General features: G+C 71.8%; 13 protein-coding genes. 7 read left to right on the forward strand and 6 right to left on the reverse strand.

Annotated elements, in window-relative coordinates:
- A partial coding sequence (locus tag ACWDX9_RS32410) for a S8 family serine peptidase (RefSeq protein ID WP_449960570.1) occupies window positions 1–2,534 on the reverse strand: 2,534 nt, incomplete at its 3' end.
- A 173-nt stretch (window positions 2,535–2,707) separates the two neighbouring features.
- Here ACWDX9_RS32410 and ACWDX9_RS32415 point away from each other — a divergent pair.
- Together ACWDX9_RS32415 and ACWDX9_RS32420 are read left to right on the forward strand one after the other, a co-directional pair.
- Complete coding sequence (locus tag ACWDX9_RS32415) at window positions 2,708–2,848, forward strand: hypothetical protein (protein ID WP_449960573.1); 141 nt, start codon at window positions 2,708–2,710, stop codon at window positions 2,846–2,848.
- Window positions 2,849–3,183: 335 nt separating this feature from the next.
- Window positions 3,184–4,203: a LacI family DNA-binding transcriptional regulator gene (locus tag ACWDX9_RS32420; protein WP_449960576.1), complete on the forward strand. Its 1,020-nt coding sequence runs from the start codon at window positions 3,184–3,186 to the stop codon at window positions 4,201–4,203.
- Here ACWDX9_RS32420 and ACWDX9_RS32425 read toward each other — a convergent pair.
- Window positions 4,200–5,822: a glycoside hydrolase family 43 protein gene (locus ACWDX9_RS32425; RefSeq protein ID WP_449960579.1), complete on the reverse strand. Its 1,623-nt coding sequence runs from the start codon at window positions 5,820–5,822 to the stop codon at window positions 4,200–4,202. The two genes, ACWDX9_RS32420 and ACWDX9_RS32425, sit on opposite strands and share 4 nt — an antisense overlap.
- 124 nt (window positions 5,823–5,946) lie before the next feature.
- On the opposite strand from ACWDX9_RS32425, the gene ACWDX9_RS32430 reads away from it, so the two are divergent.
- From ACWDX9_RS32430 to yicI, 4 genes are read left to right on the forward strand one after another with little or no spacing between them, the layout of a single operon-like run.
- Window positions 5,947–7,296 (forward strand): ABC transporter substrate-binding protein, encoded by a 1,350-nt coding sequence (locus ACWDX9_RS32430; protein WP_449960582.1) that lies wholly within the window; start codon window positions 5,947–5,949, stop codon window positions 7,294–7,296.
- A 51-nt stretch (window positions 7,297–7,347) separates the two neighbouring features.
- Complete coding sequence (locus ACWDX9_RS32435) at window positions 7,348–8,274, forward strand: carbohydrate ABC transporter permease (RefSeq protein ID WP_397374661.1); 927 nt, start codon at window positions 7,348–7,350, stop codon at window positions 8,272–8,274.
- Window positions 8,271–9,155, forward strand: coding sequence for a carbohydrate ABC transporter permease (locus ACWDX9_RS32440; RefSeq protein WP_449960586.1), 885 nt, complete (start codon window positions 8,271–8,273; stop codon window positions 9,153–9,155). The genes ACWDX9_RS32435 and ACWDX9_RS32440 overlap by 4 nt, the downstream gene beginning before the upstream one ends.
- Window positions 9,156–9,162: 7 nt before the next feature.
- A complete protein-coding gene (gene yicI, locus ACWDX9_RS32445) occupies window positions 9,163–11,400 on the forward strand; it encodes an alpha-xylosidase (protein ID WP_449960589.1) in 2,238 nt (745 codons plus the stop codon).
- Between the two features lie 8 nt (window positions 11,401–11,408).
- Here the strand turns inward: yicI and ACWDX9_RS32450 are convergent, their stop codons facing one another.
- A complete protein-coding gene (locus tag ACWDX9_RS32450) occupies window positions 11,409–13,037 on the reverse strand; it encodes a CocE/NonD family hydrolase (protein WP_449960590.1) in 1,629 nt (542 codons plus the stop codon).
- Window positions 13,034–13,612 carry a TetR/AcrR family transcriptional regulator gene (locus ACWDX9_RS32455; protein WP_449960592.1) on the reverse strand — a complete coding sequence of 193 codons (579 nt, stop codon included), beginning with the start codon at window positions 13,610–13,612 and terminating at the stop codon, window positions 13,034–13,036. Before ACWDX9_RS32455 ends, ACWDX9_RS32450 begins: the two co-directional genes overlap by 4 nt.
- Before the next feature lie 71 nt (window positions 13,613–13,683).
- Between ACWDX9_RS32455 and ACWDX9_RS32460 the strand changes: the two genes are divergently transcribed.
- Window positions 13,684–15,210 carry a carboxylesterase/lipase family protein gene (locus tag ACWDX9_RS32460; protein ID WP_449960594.1) on the forward strand — a complete coding sequence of 509 codons (1,527 nt, stop codon included), beginning with the start codon at window positions 13,684–13,686 and terminating at the stop codon, window positions 15,208–15,210.
- Between the two features lie 33 nt (window positions 15,211–15,243).
- Here the strand turns inward: ACWDX9_RS32460 and ACWDX9_RS32465 are convergent, their stop codons facing one another.
- Window positions 15,244–15,618 carry a hypothetical protein gene (locus tag ACWDX9_RS32465; RefSeq protein ID WP_449960597.1) on the reverse strand — a complete coding sequence of 125 codons (375 nt, stop codon included), beginning with the start codon at window positions 15,616–15,618 and terminating at the stop codon, window positions 15,244–15,246.
- Between the two features lie 33 nt (window positions 15,619–15,651).
- Complete coding sequence (locus ACWDX9_RS32470) at window positions 15,652–16,668, reverse strand: LacI family DNA-binding transcriptional regulator (protein ID WP_449960600.1); 1,017 nt, start codon at window positions 16,666–16,668, stop codon at window positions 15,652–15,654.
- Between the last annotated feature and the right edge of the window lie 69 nt (window positions 16,669–16,737).

The following is a 16,737-nucleotide window of genomic DNA, read 5'->3' on the forward strand; positions in this document are numbered from 1 at the left end:
AGGCCGCCGGCGGCGACGGTCAACGTGTCCCCGGTACGGCGTGCGCCGAGCCCGGCGAGCGACGGGCCGGTCACCGCGGCGTTCCACGTCTCCCGTGCCTCGCCCCGCTTCGACTCGCGCCCCTCGCCGACCAGCAGGGCGGAGCCGACCTCGAGCGCGCTGTCCCACACCAGGCCCGGTGTCCGGTATTGGGGGAGCGTGCCCGGCAGGTCCACCTTGTCTCGGACCGGCGCCAGGATCCCGGCCCCGGCCTCGTCGAACCGTGCCCTGACGAGAGGGGTGCCCTTGGCCGTGACGCCGGCGCCGCGGTAGGCGACGGTCACCTTCGCGAGCTCGTCCCGCCTGGCGTCCAGCACGGGCTCGGCGGGGATCCCGTCGCTGTGGAGCTGGACCAGGTCATAAAGGGATGAGGCGCCGTCCCAGAGGCTTCTGATCATGAGCTTCAGACCGGGCTGGCGCACGGGGACCACGAAGAGCCTGTCGGGGTACTTCATGAACGACGCCCATGAGGTCGACCAGGCGCCGTGGGCCAGGCTGATGGCGTACACGCGCTGCTGGACCGCCGCCGGGTCGTCGATCGAGAAGCGCACCCGCTCGCCGAGGCGCGCATCCACCGTCACCTGCTGGTCGCGGTCGGCCACGGTCACGGTGCTGTGGGCGAGCGTGATCCCCTCCATCTGGTGGACCTCGGTGAGCAGGTTCCACTGCCCCTTGGGCAGCCGGGCCTCGAGCCGTCCGCCCTCCACCTGCAGCTGACGTACGGCGCCGGTCTTCGGGTCGTAGAGCTCGGCGAAGAAGTCGGCGGGCCCGCCGGACTTGTCGATCACGTTGATGGTCACGTCGTACGACTCCGGCTCGACGAAGGCGCCGGCCAGCGTCCTGATGACCTGCTCGCCGGATCTGGCGGTGACGGTCCCCGGGTACTCGCCCGCCTTCCTGCCCCGCCCGTCGATCGTCAGCGTGACGGACGCCTGGCCGCCGGCGGGCACCTCCAGGCGCTGGGCGGAGAGCTTGAGCACCTCGCCCTCGGCCGTCAGGTCGAGCGTGCTCGGGCTGTCGCCCGAGTTGGTGTAGGTGATGGTCCTGGTCTGCACCTGCTCGCCGGTGCTGCCGTAGCGGAAATAGGCCCACCCGTTGGCCGGCTCGGCGATCACCGGCTGGGCCAGCGCGCGTACCAGGTCCACCTGGCCGCTGCCCTGCTCGTACCGGGTCGCGCCGGCCACGGGCGCGGCGCTGCCGATGAGCGCGGCCTTGAGCTGCCGGCCGGTCCACTCGGGATGGCGCTGGGCGAGGATCGCGGCGGCCCCCGCGACGTGCGGCGCGGCCATCGAGGTGCCGCTCATCGCCACGTGCCCGCCGCCGGCCCGCGCGGCCATGATGTCCACGCCGGGCGCCGTGAGTTCCGGCTTGATCGCGTGGTCGACGTCACGCATCCTGCTGGAGAACGGCGCCATCTTGCCCTGCTTGTCCACGGCGCCGACCGTCAGGGCCGCGTCGGCGCTGCCCGGGCTGCTCACCGGGGAGGCGCCGTCGTTGCCCGCGGCGACCACGAACAGCGCGCCGGTGCGCTCGGAGAGCTCGTTCACCGCCTGTTCGACGGGGTCCAGCTCAGGAGTGTCCGGAGCGCCGAGGCTCATGTTGACGACCTTGGCCTTGACCTCGACGGTGGCCCACTCCATGCCGGCCAGGAGGGCCGAGTCCGTGAACGTGGTGCCCAGTTTTCCCAGGGCGATCTTCGCGTCGGGCGCCACGCCCTTGTACCTCTCTCCGGCGCCGGCGACGATCGAGGCCACGTGGGTGCCGTGGCCGATCCTGTCGCTGATGTCGGGTTCGGTGCTGAAGTTGCGCGACTGCGTCACGACGTTCTTCAGGTCGGGGTGTTCGGGGTCGTACCCGGAGTCGAGCACGGCGACCGTGACGCCCTTGCCGGTGAACCCCTGCTTCCACGCCTCGGGGGCGCCGATCTGCTTGACGCTCTGGTCCAGGCTGTAGGAGCGGCGGCCGTCCAGCCAGAGCCTGGTCGCGCCGGCGGCCAGGCTGCGGGCGCCGGCCGTCAGGTCCCGCCAGGTCCCGGCCGCGGCCGCCTTGGGCAGGCGCATGGCGCTCATGCCCAGGGCGGCCAGCCGCCGGGTCGGCACGGCGCCGCGCAGCTCCTGCCGCGCCTGCTGTTCCGGCTGCTGGAGGATCAGGGGGATCTCGTCCGTCGCGGCGTCGCCGTACTGCCACCGCAGGAGCTGGGTGACGTCGAACAGCCGCTTGTCCAGGAGCCCCTTGGCGATCAGCGGCCGGGCGTCGGACGGGATCACGTACAGATGGCCCCCGCTCATCTGCCCGGTGAACGTCACCTCCCGGTCCTGGCCGGGTGTCACGCTGTAGTTCCGTCCGGCGACCACGACCCGGTCGCCGGAGATCAGGGTCACGGCGTTGTCCCCGGGGCCGGCCGGTGGCTCGGTGGCCGATGACAGGCTTGTGCCGGCGGTCAGCAGGGTGATGACCAGCGCGCCGGCGATGATCACGATGGGTTTGGATCTCACATGACAGCAAATGTCCGGCAATTTCGTGATGTGACAGGATTCCGCTCGATGCCGGACGGGGACCTGGGACGCGGATCCCCGTCCGGTGCTCAGAGCGCGAGTCCAGCGCGAACTCCTGGTACACCCGCTCCTCGATCGCCCGCGCCCGGGGCGCGTACGCCGGGTAGAAGGCCTTGCCGCGCTCCAGGTCGGCCAGCGCCGCCGCGACCTCCTTGTCCAGGTACGGCTCGGCCTGCTCGGGCGTCAGCCGGGGCAGGAACGTCTCCGACACCACGTCCTCGGCCGCGTCGGCGCCCAGCCTGCGGGCGGCGTAGCGGTGCAGCGCGGGGGCATGGCGGTCGAACAGCACGGCGAACACCTCGGGCTCCTGCCGGGACCTGCGGATCAGGTCCGGGTCGGCGGCCTCGGCCGTCGCCGGTTCTGCCATGAAACGGTCAGCTCCTTCATGCGGTGCCTTCCTCGGTGGGCACGGTCGCCTGTACTTACCGCCACGGCGCGAAAGAGTTCACGGACGACTCCGATGCCATGACCGGTTTGGGCGGGAGCGCCCGGCGGATGTGGCACGATCGAATCGGCACCGCGGCGCGCGGCAACCGGGCGCTCGGGCATACGGGGCCAGCACGGTGGTGGAGGCCGGGAAGCGAAGGACATGAATCGGGCACCAGGCATGGTGGATGTGGCACGCGAGGCGGGCGTGTCGCACGTGACCGTCTCCCGCGTCCTCAACGACCACCCGTCCGTCCGCCCGGAGACCCGGGCTCGCGTCGAGGCCGCCATCGAGAAGCTCGGCTATCGCCGTAACAGCGTCGCCCGCGCGCTGAAGAGCCGCCGTTCCTCGACGATCGGGGTGGTGCTCGCCGGGGCCGAGCTGTACGAGCTGCCGCGCATCCTGCGGGGCGTGCAGACGGCGGCGCAGCGGGCCGGCTACTGGGTCAATATGGCCAGCTGGCAGGGCGGCACCACCAGGGACCTGGCCGAGACCCTGCAGCGGCTCACCGACCAGGCGGTCGAGGCCATCGCGGTCATCGCCGACCGGCCCATGGTGATGGACGCCCTGGCCGACATCGTGACCGGCGTGCCGATGACGGTGGTCATGTCCGGCAACGTGCCCAACCCGGATGTCGGCTTCGTCGAGCTCGATCAGGAGCTGGGCGCGCGGCTCGCCGTACGGCATCTGGTGGAGCTGGGGCACCGCCACATCGTCCACCTGACCGGCGCGCTGCGCACCTTCGACGCCCGAGCCCGCGTCGAGGGCTGGCGGGCCGCGCTGGAAGAGGCGCCGGAGGCCGGCGGCGAGTTCTTCGAGGGCGACTTCACCGGCAACAGCGGCTACCGGCTGGCCCACTACCTCGTCACCCGCCGCACCGGCGAGCCGCCGACGGCGATCTTCGCCGGAAACGACCAGATGGCCATGGGGGTGCTGGCGGCCTTCGCCGAGCTCGGCGTGAAGGTGCCCGGGGACATCTCGCTCGTCGGTTTCGACGACATCGCGGGAGCGGCCTACCAGGTGCCCGCGCTGACCACGGTCCGCCAGGACTTCGTCGCTCTCGGCGCGCGCTGCATCGAGCAGGTGCTGCGCATGATGCAGGGCGAGCCGGCCTCGTGCGAGCGGATCGCTCCCGAGCTCGTGATCCGGCGCAGCACGGCGCCGCCCAAGCCGCCGCGCTAGGCGGCCGTTTCGGGGTCGGGCTGGTATTCGAACCAGTGGACCCGCGCCCGTCCGTCGCTCGCGTGGCCGTTGCCGGTGGCGTACAGACCCAGATAGACCCCGACGAAACCGCCCGCGCGCTCGGTGCTGAAGAAGGACCGTTCGATCGTGGCCAGGCTGATCCACTGCGCCGCCGTGAGGTCCCTGACGCGGAAGGTGTAACCGGCCTCGTCTCCGTCGACCGCCAGCAGCACCTCGCCGGTCGAGACCGGGACCGAGGCCCGGCGGGTGCTCGTGCCCGCCTCCCGGACTGTCAGCACGACCTGCGCCTGCCCGCCGTCGTCCACGGTGAGGGCGAGCGTGGCGTGGTGGTTCTGGTGCTGGAAGACGGCCAGGCCGGCCTCCTCTGACGGGCGCGCCGCGGCGAAGCTGATCCGGGTCCGCGCGCCGAAGCGGACGTGCTGCTGGCGCCGGCCGAGGAAGGCCGGCACGCCGGTGGAGCTGAGGGCCTCGGGGGCGAGGTCGAGGTCGAGCCCGGACCCGTCAGCCGTGGGCCTGACGCGGTCGCCGGCGGGACCGCGCAGGCTGTTCCACTCCAGCCCGCCGAAATGCGCCCGGCCGGCCGGAACGGCGGTGTCGCCGTTCGATTGTCCGGCCGGAACGGCGGTGTCGCCGTCCGGTTGTCCAGCCGCCACGGCGGTGTCGCCGTCAGGTCGGCCGGAGGCGATCGACGGGAGCCGCTCCGACAGCCGCACGGCTCCCGATTCGGGGGCGAAGACGGGCCCGTGGGCGGTCCAGGTCACGGGCACGAGGAAGACCTCCCTGCCCAGCGTGTGGGTGCCCGCGATCGGCCGCACGCCGAGCGTCACCGCCCACCACTCGCCGACGGGGGTGTCCACCAGGTCGGCGTGGCCGACGTTGTGGATGGGCTCGCCCGGGCCACGGTGCCGGTGGGTCAGCAGGGGGCTGCGCGGGTCGGTGACGTAGGGTCCGGTGACGGTGCCGGAACGCGCCGCGGTGACGCTGTGGTTGCTCTCGGTGCCGCCTTCCGCGGCGATCAGGTGGTACACGCCGTTGCGTTTGTACAGGTGCGGCGCCTCCACCCACGCCCCGCGCACCGCACCCTGCCACAGCACGTGCGTGGGGCCGACGAGCTTGAGCCGGTCCAGGTCGAGTTCGCGCATCCACAGCTCGCCGGGACCGCCCTGGACCGCGTCGCGGCAGGCGGTGAGCCAGCACCGGCCGTCGTCGTCGAAGAACAGCGACGGGTCGATGCCCTCGGCCTCCAGCGGCACGGGGTCCGACCACGGCCCGGCGGGGTCGTCGGCGGTCACGACGAAGGTGAGGCTGCCCTGCCGGTTCACGGCCAGCGTGGAGACCACGTAGAAGGTGCCGTCGTGGTGGCGGATGGTCGGTGCCCAGACGCCGTCGGAGACGTCCAGGCCCTCCAGCGCGAGCAGCCCGGGCCGGTCCAGCACATGCGTGAGCTGGCGCCAATGCACCAGGTCACGGCTGTGGAAGAGGGGGAGTCCAGGAAAATAGGTGAATGACGAGGTGACCAGGTAGAAGTCCTCGCCGACCCGGCAGATCGACGCGTCCGGATAGCACCCGGGCAGGACCGGGTTGCGGAAAGCAGGCACGGGGGCTCCGAGAGATCTCACAAGGAGGGGGCTTGACAGGATGACAACGTTAACATCAGGTTAGATCCCAACGCACGACCCGGCATTCCCGCCGAGGCGCACCACCCCTGCCCAGGAGATCGTCATGACCCCACCGACCCCGCCCCGACGCCGCCGACCCCGGACGAAGCTCGGCGCCGCGGCGCTGGCGCTCGCTCTGGCGGCGTCGCTGGCCGCCTGCTCGTCCGCCGACACCCCCTCCTCGGACACGGCGAGCGCAGGCGGGCCGGTCACGCTGGAGTTCTGGACCTGGAGCCTGAAAGGCAGCGATCCGGCGGCCAAGGCGATCGCCGACAAGTACCACCAGGAGCACCCCAACGTCACGATCAAGCTTTCGGAGGTCGGCGGAACCGCCGAGACCGCCTCCAAGCTGCTGGCCGCGGACAAGGCCGGCGACACCCCCGACGTGGTGCAGCTGGAGTACCGCGGCCTGCCCGCCCTGGTCGTGGCCGGAGCCGTCAAGGACATCACCGCCGACGTGGCCGGCGCCAAATCCGGCATCGACCCCAACGTCTGGGCCTTGACCACGTTCAACAAGCAGGTCTACGGCGTGCCGCAGGACATCGGGCCGATGATGCTCACCTACCGCAAGGACCTGTTCGACAAGTACGGCGTCAAGGTCCCCACCACCTGGGCCGAGTACGCGAAGGCCGCCGAGCAGATCCACAAGAAGGACCCCGACGCCTACATCGCCGCCTTCGCCGCCACCCAGTTCGAGTTCTTCGCCGCCCAGGCCGCCCAGGCGGGCGCCCAGTGGTGGAGCACCGACGGCAACGCCTGGACGGTCGGCATCGACGGCGAGCCGTCCCTGAAGATCGCCGACTTCTGGGAGGACCTCGTGAAGCGGGACCTGGTCAAGGTCGAGCCGCTGCTCACGCCGGAGTGGAACGCCCAGGTCAACAAGGGCAAGATCCTTAGCTGGGCAGCCGCCTCGTGGGCGCCCAGCGTCATCCACTCCGTGGCACCCGACACCGCCGGCAAGTGGGAGTCCGCACCGCTGCCGCAGTGGACGCCGGGCCAGACCGCCGTCCCGTTCCTGGGCGGGTCCGCCTACCTGGTGCCGTCCAAGTCCAAGAACGCCAAGGAGGCCGCGGCCTTCGCCGCCTGGCTCGGGGCCTCCGACGAGGGCTCCAAGCTGCTCCTCAGCCTTGACATCTTCCCCGGCGGCAACGCGGGCCGCCAGGCGACGCTGACCCACGAGCCGCCTAAGCTGATGCCGCAGCAGAAGGACTTCTACCAGGTCACCGACCAGGTGATCAAGAACACCACCATCCCGGTGACCTGGGGACCCAACGTGAACGTCGCCCAGAGCGCCTTCGGTGACGCGCTCAACAAGGCCGCGCTCGACAAGACCTCGTTCCGCGCGGTCTTCCAGGCCACGCAGCAGGCCGTCGTCGCCGACCTGCAGAAGTCCGGCTACACCGTCACCAAGTAAGACGCCGAGGGCCCGGCCGGGCCCTCGGTTCGACCCCTCCCTGGACATCTCATGCCCGCCAGCTCCACCGGGCGACGCCTGCGCGTCCGCGCCGTCGCCACCCCGTGGCTGTTCGCCATGCCCGCGATCGTCTTCTTCGCCCTGTTCCTGATTATCCCGATCTGCTACGCCGTCTACCTGAGCTTCCGCGGCTTCCGCATCGAAGGCGGCGGCGCGTTCGGGCGGCGGGTGGAAGCCTTCATCGGGTTCGACAACTACGCCGCCGCGCTCTCCGACCCCGAGTACGTCGCCGGGCTCGGCCGGGTCCTGCTCTACGGCGTCATCGCCATCCCCAGCGTGCTGGGCCTGGCCCTGCTGTTCGCGCTGCTGCTCGACACCCCCAGGGTGCGGGCGCGCGGCTTCACCCGCACCGCGATCTTCCTGCCGTACGCGGTGCCCGGCGTGATCGCCAGCCTCCTATGGGGCTTCCTGTACCTGCCCAGCACCAGCCCGCTCACCTACATCGCCAGGCAACTGCAGGCCGGGCCGCTGGACTTCTTCGGCTTCCCCGCCCTGTACTTCTCGCTGGCCAACATCGCGCTGTGGTCCGGCGTCGGCTTCAACATGATCATCATCTTCACGTCGCTGCGCGCCATCCCCACCTCCATCTACGAGGCGGCCCGCATCGACGGGGCGAGCGAGTGGCAGATCGCCTGGCGCATCAAGATCCCGCTGGTCGCCCCCGCGCTCGTGCTCACCGGCCTGTTCTCCGTGATCGGCACCCTGCAGCTCTACAGCGAACCCGCCACGCTGCGGCCGATGACGACCACGATCAGCGCCACCTGGGTGCCGCTGATGAAGATCTACCAGGAGGCGTTCATGAACGACAACCTCGGCGGAGCCGCCGCTGCCTCCGTCGTGCTGGCCCTGGGCATCCTCGCCATCTCGCTGCTCCTGCTGCGCTTCTTCCAGCGCCGGACCTTCGGGGACAACGCATGACCGCCGTACCCCGCACCGGTGACCGCCAGTTCCACCGCCGCCGCCCGGGTGCGGCGCGGCGGCCACGCCTCCCGCTGGTCGTGCTGCTGCTCGGTGCGCTGTACTGCCTGACCCCGGTGGCCTGGGTGGTCATCGCCGCCTCCAAGACGCCGCGCGAGCTGTTCACCACCTTCTCCTTCGCCCCCGGCACCGGCATCCTCGACAACCTGGCCAACCTGAGCGCCTACGGCGACGGCCAGTTCTGGACGTGGGGGCTCAACTCGCTGCTCTACGCCGGCGTCGGTGCGGTCCTGTCGACGATGGTGTCGGCCATGGCCGGCTACGCGCTGGCCAAGTTCCGCTTCCGCGGGCGTGAGTTCCTGTTCTCGGTGATCCTCGCCGGCGTGCTCGTGCCCGGCATCGTGCTGGCCGTCCCGCAGTATCTGCTGATGGCCGCCGTCGGCCTGGCCGGGACCCACTGGTCGGTGCTGCTGCCGGTCATCATCAACCCGTTCGGCATCTTCCTGTGCCGGGTCTTCGCCGCCGCCTCCGTACCGCAGAGCACGCTGGAGGCCGCGCGCCTGGACGGAGCCGGGGAGACCCGGATCTTCGGCGCCATCGTGCTGCCCATGATGGCGCCAGGGCTCGTCACGGTGCTCCTGCTGCAGTTCGTCGGCATCTGGAACAACTTCCTGCTGCCCTTCATCATGCTCTCCGACCAGGACAAATATCCGATCACCCTGGGCCTGTACACGTTCCTGGGCAAGGGCGCCGGGGACAGCGACCTGTACCCGCTGGTCATCATGGGCTCGGCCGTCTCCGTCATCCCGCTGATCGCCCTCGTTCTGGTGCTGCAGCGGTTCTGGCGCGCCGACCTGCTGGCCGGCGGATTGAAGGGATGACCTGCCGATGAAGTTCACCGACGGGCTCTGGCAGCTGCGTCCCGGCGTCACCGCGCTGTACGCGGCCGAGGCGTACGACATCCAGGCCGGCGAGGACGCGTTCACCGTCACCGCGCCCACCACCGTGATCAACCGCCGGGGCGACACCCTCAACCGGCCGGTCCTCTCGCTGCGGCTGTCGTCGCCCCTGGAGAACGTGATCCGCGTCCGCGTCGAGCACCACCTGAGCGACGACCGCGGCTTCGACCTCGTCGGCGCCGAGGACGGGCACGGCATCGTCAAAACGGACGGCGCCACGACGCTCACCAGCGGCGCGCTCAGCGCGACCATGGCGCCAGGAGCCCCCTGGAACCTGTCCTTCCACGCCGACGGGCGCCCGCTGACCTCCAGCGGCCCCAAATCGATCGGCCACTTCCGGCTCGCCGGGGACGCGCAGGTCGATCCGCCGCCGGTCGGCGGCGCCCGCGCCTCCGTCCACCTCGCCCAGCAGCTCGCGCTGGACGTGGGCGAGGTGGTCTACGGGCTGGGGGAGCGCTTCGGGCCGCTGGTCAAGAACGGCCAGACGGTGGAGATCTGGAACGCCGACGGCGGGACCTCCTCGGAGCAGGCCTACAAGAACGTGCCGTTCTACCTCACCAACCGTGGATACGGCGTCTTCGTGAACCACCCGGGGCACGTCTCGTACGAGGTCGGGTCGGAGACGGTGCAACGCGTGCAGTTCTCGGTCGCGGGGGAGAGCCTCGAATACTTCGTGATCTACGGGCCGACCCCCAAGCAGATCCTGGAACGCTACACCGCGCTCACCGGCCGCCCCGCGCGCCTGCCCGCCTGGTCCTACGGCCTGTGGCTGTCGACCTCGTTCACCACCGACTACGACGAGCAGACGGTGACCTCGTTCATCGACGGCATGGCCGAGCGCGACCTGCCGCTGTCGGTCTTCCACTTCGACTGCTTCTGGATGCGCGAGTTCAACTGGTGCGACTTCCGGTGGGACCCGCGGGTCTTCCCCGACCCCGAGGGCATGCTGGCCCGCCTGCACGCCAAGGACCTGCGCGTCTGCGTGTGGATCAACCCGTACATCGCCCAGCGCTCACCGCTGTTCGCCGAGGCCGCCGAGCGGGGTTTCCTCCTGAAGCGCCCGGACGGGTCGGTCTGGCAGTGGGACCTGTGGCAGGCCGGGATGGGACTCGTCGACTTCACCAACCCCGACGCGACGCGCTGGTTCCAGTCGAAGCTGCGCGCGCTGCAGGACCAGGGGGTCGACGCGTTCAAGACCGACTTCGGGGAGCGCATCCCGCTCGACGTCGCCTACTTCGACGGCTCCGCGCCCGAACGCATGCACAACCTCTACACGCACCTCTACAACACGGCGATGTTCGAGGTGCTCGAGGAGCGCCGCGGCCGGGGCGAGGCGGTGCTGTTCGCGCGGTCGGCGACCGCGGGCGGCCAGCGGCTGCCGGTGCACTGGGGCGGCGACTCGGGTTCGACGTACGGGTCCATGGCGGAGAGCCTGCGCGGCGGCCTGTCGCTCGCGTTCTCCGGGTTCTCCTTCTGGAGCCACGACATCGGCGGCTTCGAGGGCACTCCCGACCCCGGCGTGTTCAAGCGCTGGGTCGCCTTCGGGCTCATGTCCTCCCACTCGCGGCTGCACGGCTCCACCTCCTACCGCGTTCCGTGGGCCTTCGACGAGGAGGCTGTGAAGGTGACCCGGCTGTTCACGAAGCTCAAGCTGCGCCTGATGCCGTACCTGTTCCAGGCGGGCGTCCAGGCGCACGAGAGCGGGACGCCCCTGATGCGGCCCATGGCGATGGAGTTCCCCGGCGACCGCAACGCCGCCCACCTCGACACCCAGTACATGCTCGGCCCGGACCTGCTCCTCGCGCCCGTCTTCACCCCCGACGGGACGGTGGAGCTCTACCTGCCCGACGGCACGTGGACGAACTACCTGACCGGGGAGCGCGTCGAGGGCGGGCGCTGGCGCACCGAGCGGCACGGCTTCACCTCGATGCCGATCTACGTGCGCGAAGGCGCCGTCCTGCCCGTCGGCGCCAGGGACGACCGGCCGGACTACGACTATCTCGACGGCCTGACCCTGCGCGTCTACCCGGGACCGGACGGCGAGACCACCCTCACCGTCACCGATCACGCCTCCGGCGAGCCCGCCCGGTTCACCGTCATCCGTTCCGGCGGCGAGGTCCGGGTCTCCTCCTCCCTCGCCGCCGGCTGGACGTACGAACTCGCCTGACGGCGCGGTCAGCGCACCGGGAGGAGCACCGGGAGGAGCACCGCCGACGGGTGCTGCGGGTCGTGGAAGACCTGCTGGTCGGCGGTGCGGAGGGCGGTGGCGGTGGCGCGGGGCTCGCCGGTGCCGGGGTTGCGGTTGTAGCGGGGGAAGGCGCCGCTGGAGACCTGGACGCGGATGCGGTGGCCGCGCCCGAAGCGGTACGCCGTCGGCCACAGGGTCACCGTGGCGGGGGTGATCTCGTCGGCGCCGGTGAGGCTGATCAGGCCGTCGCAGACGTTGGTGGAGCGGCCGTCGGCGTCGACGTCGCACAGCCGGACGAAGACGTCGGCGTAGGGGAGGCTGGAGCGGAAGAAGATCTCGGCGCTCACCTCGCCGACGACCTCGGCGTCCTCCTCCAGTACGGACGTCGTGTACGTGAGGACGTCGGGCCGGGCCTCAAGAGCGGCGTTGTCGACGCGGCCGGCCTTCTCGCCGAAGGCCATGCGGACGCCGCCGAGGGCCGGGGTGGGGTCGGCCGGGTCGTAGCGGTAGCCGTCGGGGGACGAGTCGCCGGGCGTCTCGGTGGACAGGGCGCCGCCCGGCTGGAGATGGAAGCGCCGGGGCTCGTATCCCGGCGGCGGCCAGGACGGGAAGTCGCGCCACTTCTCCTCGCCCATGACGAACAGGCGGACCGGGGCGCGCTCGGCCGGCTCCTCGCCCCGGGCCAGCGCCAGGCCGAAGTCGAGGGCCTCGGCGGCGGCCGTCTGCCCGACGCCCATGGAGACGTGGGCCCAGGGGCCGACGGTGAGGCGGGCCAGGGGGTGTCCGGCGTCCTGTAGAGCCCGGTGGTCGCGGATCTGGCCGGGCAGGAAGATGTCGTACCAGCCGCCGACGCTGCTCACCGGCACCCGGATGTCCGAGACCCGGTGCCGGTGGTCCAGACCCTGCCAGAACGGGCTGCCCGCGTCGTGGACGAGGATGTTCTGGATGTAGTCGTCGTGGTGGCCCAGGGCGGCGGTGTCGGCCTGGGCCAGCGGCAGCGTACGCAGGGCACGCTGGACCTTCTTACCCCGGAGCAGCTGGCGCGCCATCGCGAGCGGGCGTTCCTGGCCCGCGACCTGGACGCCCCAGACGAACGGGGTCTCCAGGGAGAACGCGTCCCCGCGCAGGAAGTCCAGCGTGAGCGCCGATTCGGAGACTCCGGGGATCATGGCCTTGACCTGGGGCGGTACGGCGTCGGCGACCGCCCACTGGACGAAGCCGAGGTAGCTGGAGCCGTAAAGGATCATCGACTCGCCGAACCAGGGCTGCCGGATCACCCAGTCGAGGGTGTCGAGCCCGTCCTCGCGCTCGCGGCGCAGCGGGTCGAAGGGGCCCTCGGAGCCGAAGGTCCCGCGGGTGCTCTGGATCAGCACCTGGAAACCCCGTTCGGCCAGCGGGCGGGCCATCGGGTCCGCGGTCATGCCGGCCCGGCCGTAGGGGACGCGGATGAGCGCGGTCGGCAGGCCGTCGCCGCCCGAGGCGGGCGCCCAGCGGTCGGCCAGCAGGACGGCTCCGTCGCGCATCGGGACGCGCAGGTCGCGCTGGACGGTCAGATCCCTGGTGAGGGGCGGGGGCAGGCGCAGCAGGCGCTGGACGAGGTGGCTGTTCAGGTTCATCGCGGGCGGCCTCCGGGGGTGCGGGCGAGGGTGGTCGAGAGGCGCAGCAGGCGGTCGGCCAGTTCGCCGGGGTCGAGGGGGTCGTCGGCGTCGATCAGCCAGTCGTTGACGATCGTGCCGGTCCCGCCCGCGATCAGCGCGGCCAGGTCCTGCGCGGTGGCGTCGTCGAGGTCGCCGAACACCTCGCGCAGGCCCGTCACGGTGATGAGCGAGCCGAACAGCCTGTTCAGGTCCCGGGTCATCGGGAACGCGCAGGATCCGGTGAGCATCGCGCGGTAGAAGGGGCGGTGCCGGGCGAAGTGGCGGGCCATCGCCAGCATGCGCGCGCGAGGCGGCGCGCCCTCGTCCCCGGCCTCGGGGATGAGCTCCCGTTCGACCAGGTCGGTCGCGGCCGCCACGAGGAGCGCGTCACGGTCCCCGAACTGCAGGTACACCAGCTGCCGGCTGACGTCCGCGGCGTCGGAGAGCTCGCCGACGGGAAGGGCCGTGGTGCCGCGCTCGGAGACCAGGCGTACGGCGGCGGCCATGAGGGCGGCACGGGAGCGGCGCACCCGGCGGTCTTGTCGGTCCTGCACGCCCGCAACTCTAGACATGTGTTAAAAAATGGACAACAGTTAAATCAGTCGATTTAGGCAAAGGAGCCGCCATGTCCGCAGCCGAGGAGCCCGAGGTCCGTACCGCCGCCGGCATGGTGCGCGGCCGCACGGAGGACGGCCTGGCCGTCTTCCGGGGCCTCCCGTACGCCGAGCCCCCGATCGGTCCGGCCCGCTTCCAGGCGCCGCGGCGCGTGCGCGGCTGGGACGGCGTACGGGAGGCGTTCGCCTTCGGCCCGCCGGCCCCGCAGGACGCGAGCATGGCCGGCCGCGGCGGCGGAGACCTCTTCAAGGGCACGGGCGACGACTGGCTGACGGTCAACGTCTGGACGCCCGACCCCGACCCGGCCGCCCGCCGCCCGGTGATGGTGTGGATCCACGGCGGCGCCTACAAGCACGGCTTCTCCGGCAGCCCCGGCTACGACGCCCGGCACCTCGCCCGCGACGGCGACGTGGTCTTCGTGTCGCTGAACTACCGCCTCGGCGTCGAGGGCTTCGCCCATATCGACGGCGCGCCCGCCAACCGGGCCCTGCTCGACCAGGTCGCCGCCCTGGAGTGGGTGCGGGAGAACATCGCGGCGTTCGGCGGCGACCCCGGCCAGGTGACCGTTCTCGGTGATTCGGCCGGCGCCGGGTCCATCGCCGCGCTGATGGTCATGCCGAGCGCGGCGGGCCTGTTCCGGCGCGCCGTCGGGCAGAGCCTGCCGGGCACGTACTTCTCCGATGCCCTGGCCCGGGACGTCGCGGCGGCGATCGCCGCCGAGGCGGGCCTGCGCCCGACGGCCGGGGACCTGTCGGGCGTGGATCCGCGGGAGCTGCCGGCGATCGGGCACGCCCTGGAGTCGAAGATGCGGCAGTACGAGGACCGCTGGGGCCCGTTCGCGCACACGCTCACCGCCTTCTCGCCCGTGGTCGACGGCGAGGTGCTGCCGGCCGCGCCCTGGCAGGCGCTGGCGGGCGGCGCGGGACGGGACGTGGAGCTGGTCATCGGCCACACCCGCGACGAGTTCCGTACGTTCCTCCTCTTCTCCGGACAGCTCGGCCAGATCACCGAGGAGCAGGCGGGGGAGACGCTGCGCCGCTTCGGGCCCGGCGAGGACGGCGAGCGCGCCTACCGCGCGGCGTTCCCCGGCGCGTCCGCCGAGGAGCTCTACGAACTCGTGCAGACCGACTGGCTGTTCCGCATGCCGACGCTGCGCCTGGCCGAGGCGCAGGCGGCCGGGGGCGGCAGGGCCTACCTGTACGAGCTGGCCTGGCAGTCCCCGGGCAACGGCGGGGTGATGCGCGCCTGCCACGGCCTGGACGGCCCGCTGCTGTTCGGCACCTACGACGCCCACCTGGGCCCGGCGGCCATCGGCCCCGAGCACACCGCCGGGGCCCGCGAGCTGACCGCCCAGATCCGCCCGGCCTGGACGTCCTTCGCGGCCTCGGGCGACCCGGGCTGGCCCGCGTACGACTCCGAACAGCGCCTGACCCGGATCTTCGACACGGTGCCGTCGGTCGCGGCGTACCCCGAGGAGACCTCGCGGCTCCTGTGGCAGGACCACGTCTTCGAGGCGCTTCCCCTGCTGACAGCCTGAGAGACCGGGCGTTCCCGCCCGGTCTCCCAGGGGTCACCTGGCGAGGGGCGTCAGTGCGATCCTGTCCACGATGGGGGCGTACTTCGATCGGAGCAGGATGTCGGGGAACGTGCCGGAGCTGTAGGAGTCGTAGTGGGAGGCGGGAGACTGCTCGGGGTTGGAGTAGCGGACGGTCATGGCGTAGGCCCCGTTCCTGGGGGCGGTGACGTCGAAGGTGAGGGTGTTGCCGTTGACCGGCTTGATGGACGAGCGGGTGGTCGCGTCGCCCTCGGCGGTGGTGGCGGCGCCGGGGTTGGCCAGGGTGCCGTCGAGGCCGGAGGGAGAACGGTCCGTGACGGTGCCGCCGGACAGGTCCCCTTCGGGGCGTCTCCCGGCACGGCGGTCAAGAGCCGGAAACGTGGACGACATGCCGCCGTCACGCGGACGGCGGCTCCGGATCGATCAGCCGCGCGGCCGGGCGGGGCCGGTGGTGCCGCGCAGCGAGATGGGCGGGGCCACCAGCAGGTGGCGCTGCGGGGTGCCGGGGTCGGCGACGCGCTGGATGAGCAGCTCGACGGCGCGGGCGCCCATCTCGTCGGCCGGGACGTCGGCCGCGGTGAGCGGCGGGTGCAGGCTCTCGGCCCAGTGCTGGGCCGCGACACCGGCGATGGAGAAGTCGCCGGGCACGCTCAGGCCCGCTTCGGCCAGCCCCCGGTACATGCCGGACACTGCCGCCTCGTTGATGGTGGCGATGGCGGTCAGCCCCGGGTGCTCGGCGAGGAGTTGCTGCAGGCAGGCCTGCCCGGCCTGGGCGTCGTCGGCGCAGCAGACCCGCACGCCGCGCAGGCCGCGTTCGGCGATGGCGCGGTCGAAGCCGGCCTGCGCCCGGTGACCGGGGCCGTAGCCGGCCGCGACCAGCTCGGCGTTGCGGTTGACCAGCGCCAGCTGCCGGTGGCCGAGGTCGGCCAGGTGGTGGACGCATTTGGCGATCAGCGTCTCGTAGTCGATGTCCACCCAGGACATGTCCTCCGGGTGCCGGGTGCGGCCGATGCCGACGAACGGCAGGCCGAGCTCCTGCAGCCGGGCGACCCGGTCGTCCTCCAGCCGGATCTCCATGAGGATGACGCCGTCCACGCGCCGGCCGGTGACCACGCGCTCGAAGGAGCGGTCGTGCTCGCCGCCGGAAGGCGACAGCAGGACGTCCAGGTCGGCGCGGGCGGCGGCGTCGACCACGCTGGCCACGAAGCCGAGCTGCATGTCGGTCAGCCGCTGGCTGGCCGGCGGGATGACCAGGCCGATCGTGCGGGTGCGGCCCTCCTTCAGCGCCCTGGCCGAGGCGTTGGGCCGGTAGCCCAGCTCGTCGATGACCGTCAGGATGCGGCGCTTGGTCTCCTCCGACACCGGGCGCTTGCCGGTGAGCGCGTACGAGACGGTGCTCCGCGACACGCCCGCCCGCTTGGCGATCTCTCCGATGTTCACCCGTGCTCCTCGTCCGATTCCGCCGGTCGGCGACCATCGTAGGTCGAACCGGTTCATGACGTGGCACTC

The sequence above is a fragment of the Nonomuraea sp. NPDC003201 genome, assembly GCF_053590415.1.

Coding starts and splice junctions, on each gene's coding strand:
- ACWDX9_RS32435 (WP_397374661.1), top strand. CDS start 7,348: ATGCCCGCCAGCTCCACCGGGCGACGCCTGCGCGTCCGCGCCGTCGCC.
- yicI (WP_449960589.1), top strand. CDS start 9,163: ATGAAGTTCACCGACGGGCTCTGGCAGCTGCGTCCCGGCGTCACCGCG.
- ACWDX9_RS32430 (WP_449960582.1), top strand. CDS start 5,947: ATGACCCCACCGACCCCGCCCCGACGCCGCCGACCCCGGACGAAGCTC.
- ACWDX9_RS32460 (WP_449960594.1), top strand. CDS start 13,684: ATGTCCGCAGCCGAGGAGCCCGAGGTCCGTACCGCCGCCGGCATGGTG.
- ACWDX9_RS32440 (WP_449960586.1), top strand. CDS start 8,271: ATGACCGCCGTACCCCGCACCGGTGACCGCCAGTTCCACCGCCGCCGC.
- ACWDX9_RS32420 (WP_449960576.1), top strand. CDS start 3,184: ATGAATCGGGCACCAGGCATGGTGGATGTGGCACGCGAGGCGGGCGTG.
- ACWDX9_RS32450 (WP_449960590.1), bottom strand. CDS start 13,037: ATGAACCTGAACAGCCACCTCGTCCAGCGCCTGCTGCGCCTGCCCCCG.
- ACWDX9_RS32465 (WP_449960597.1), bottom strand. CDS start 15,618: ATGTCGTCCACGTTTCCGGCTCTTGACCGCCGTGCCGGGAGACGCCCC.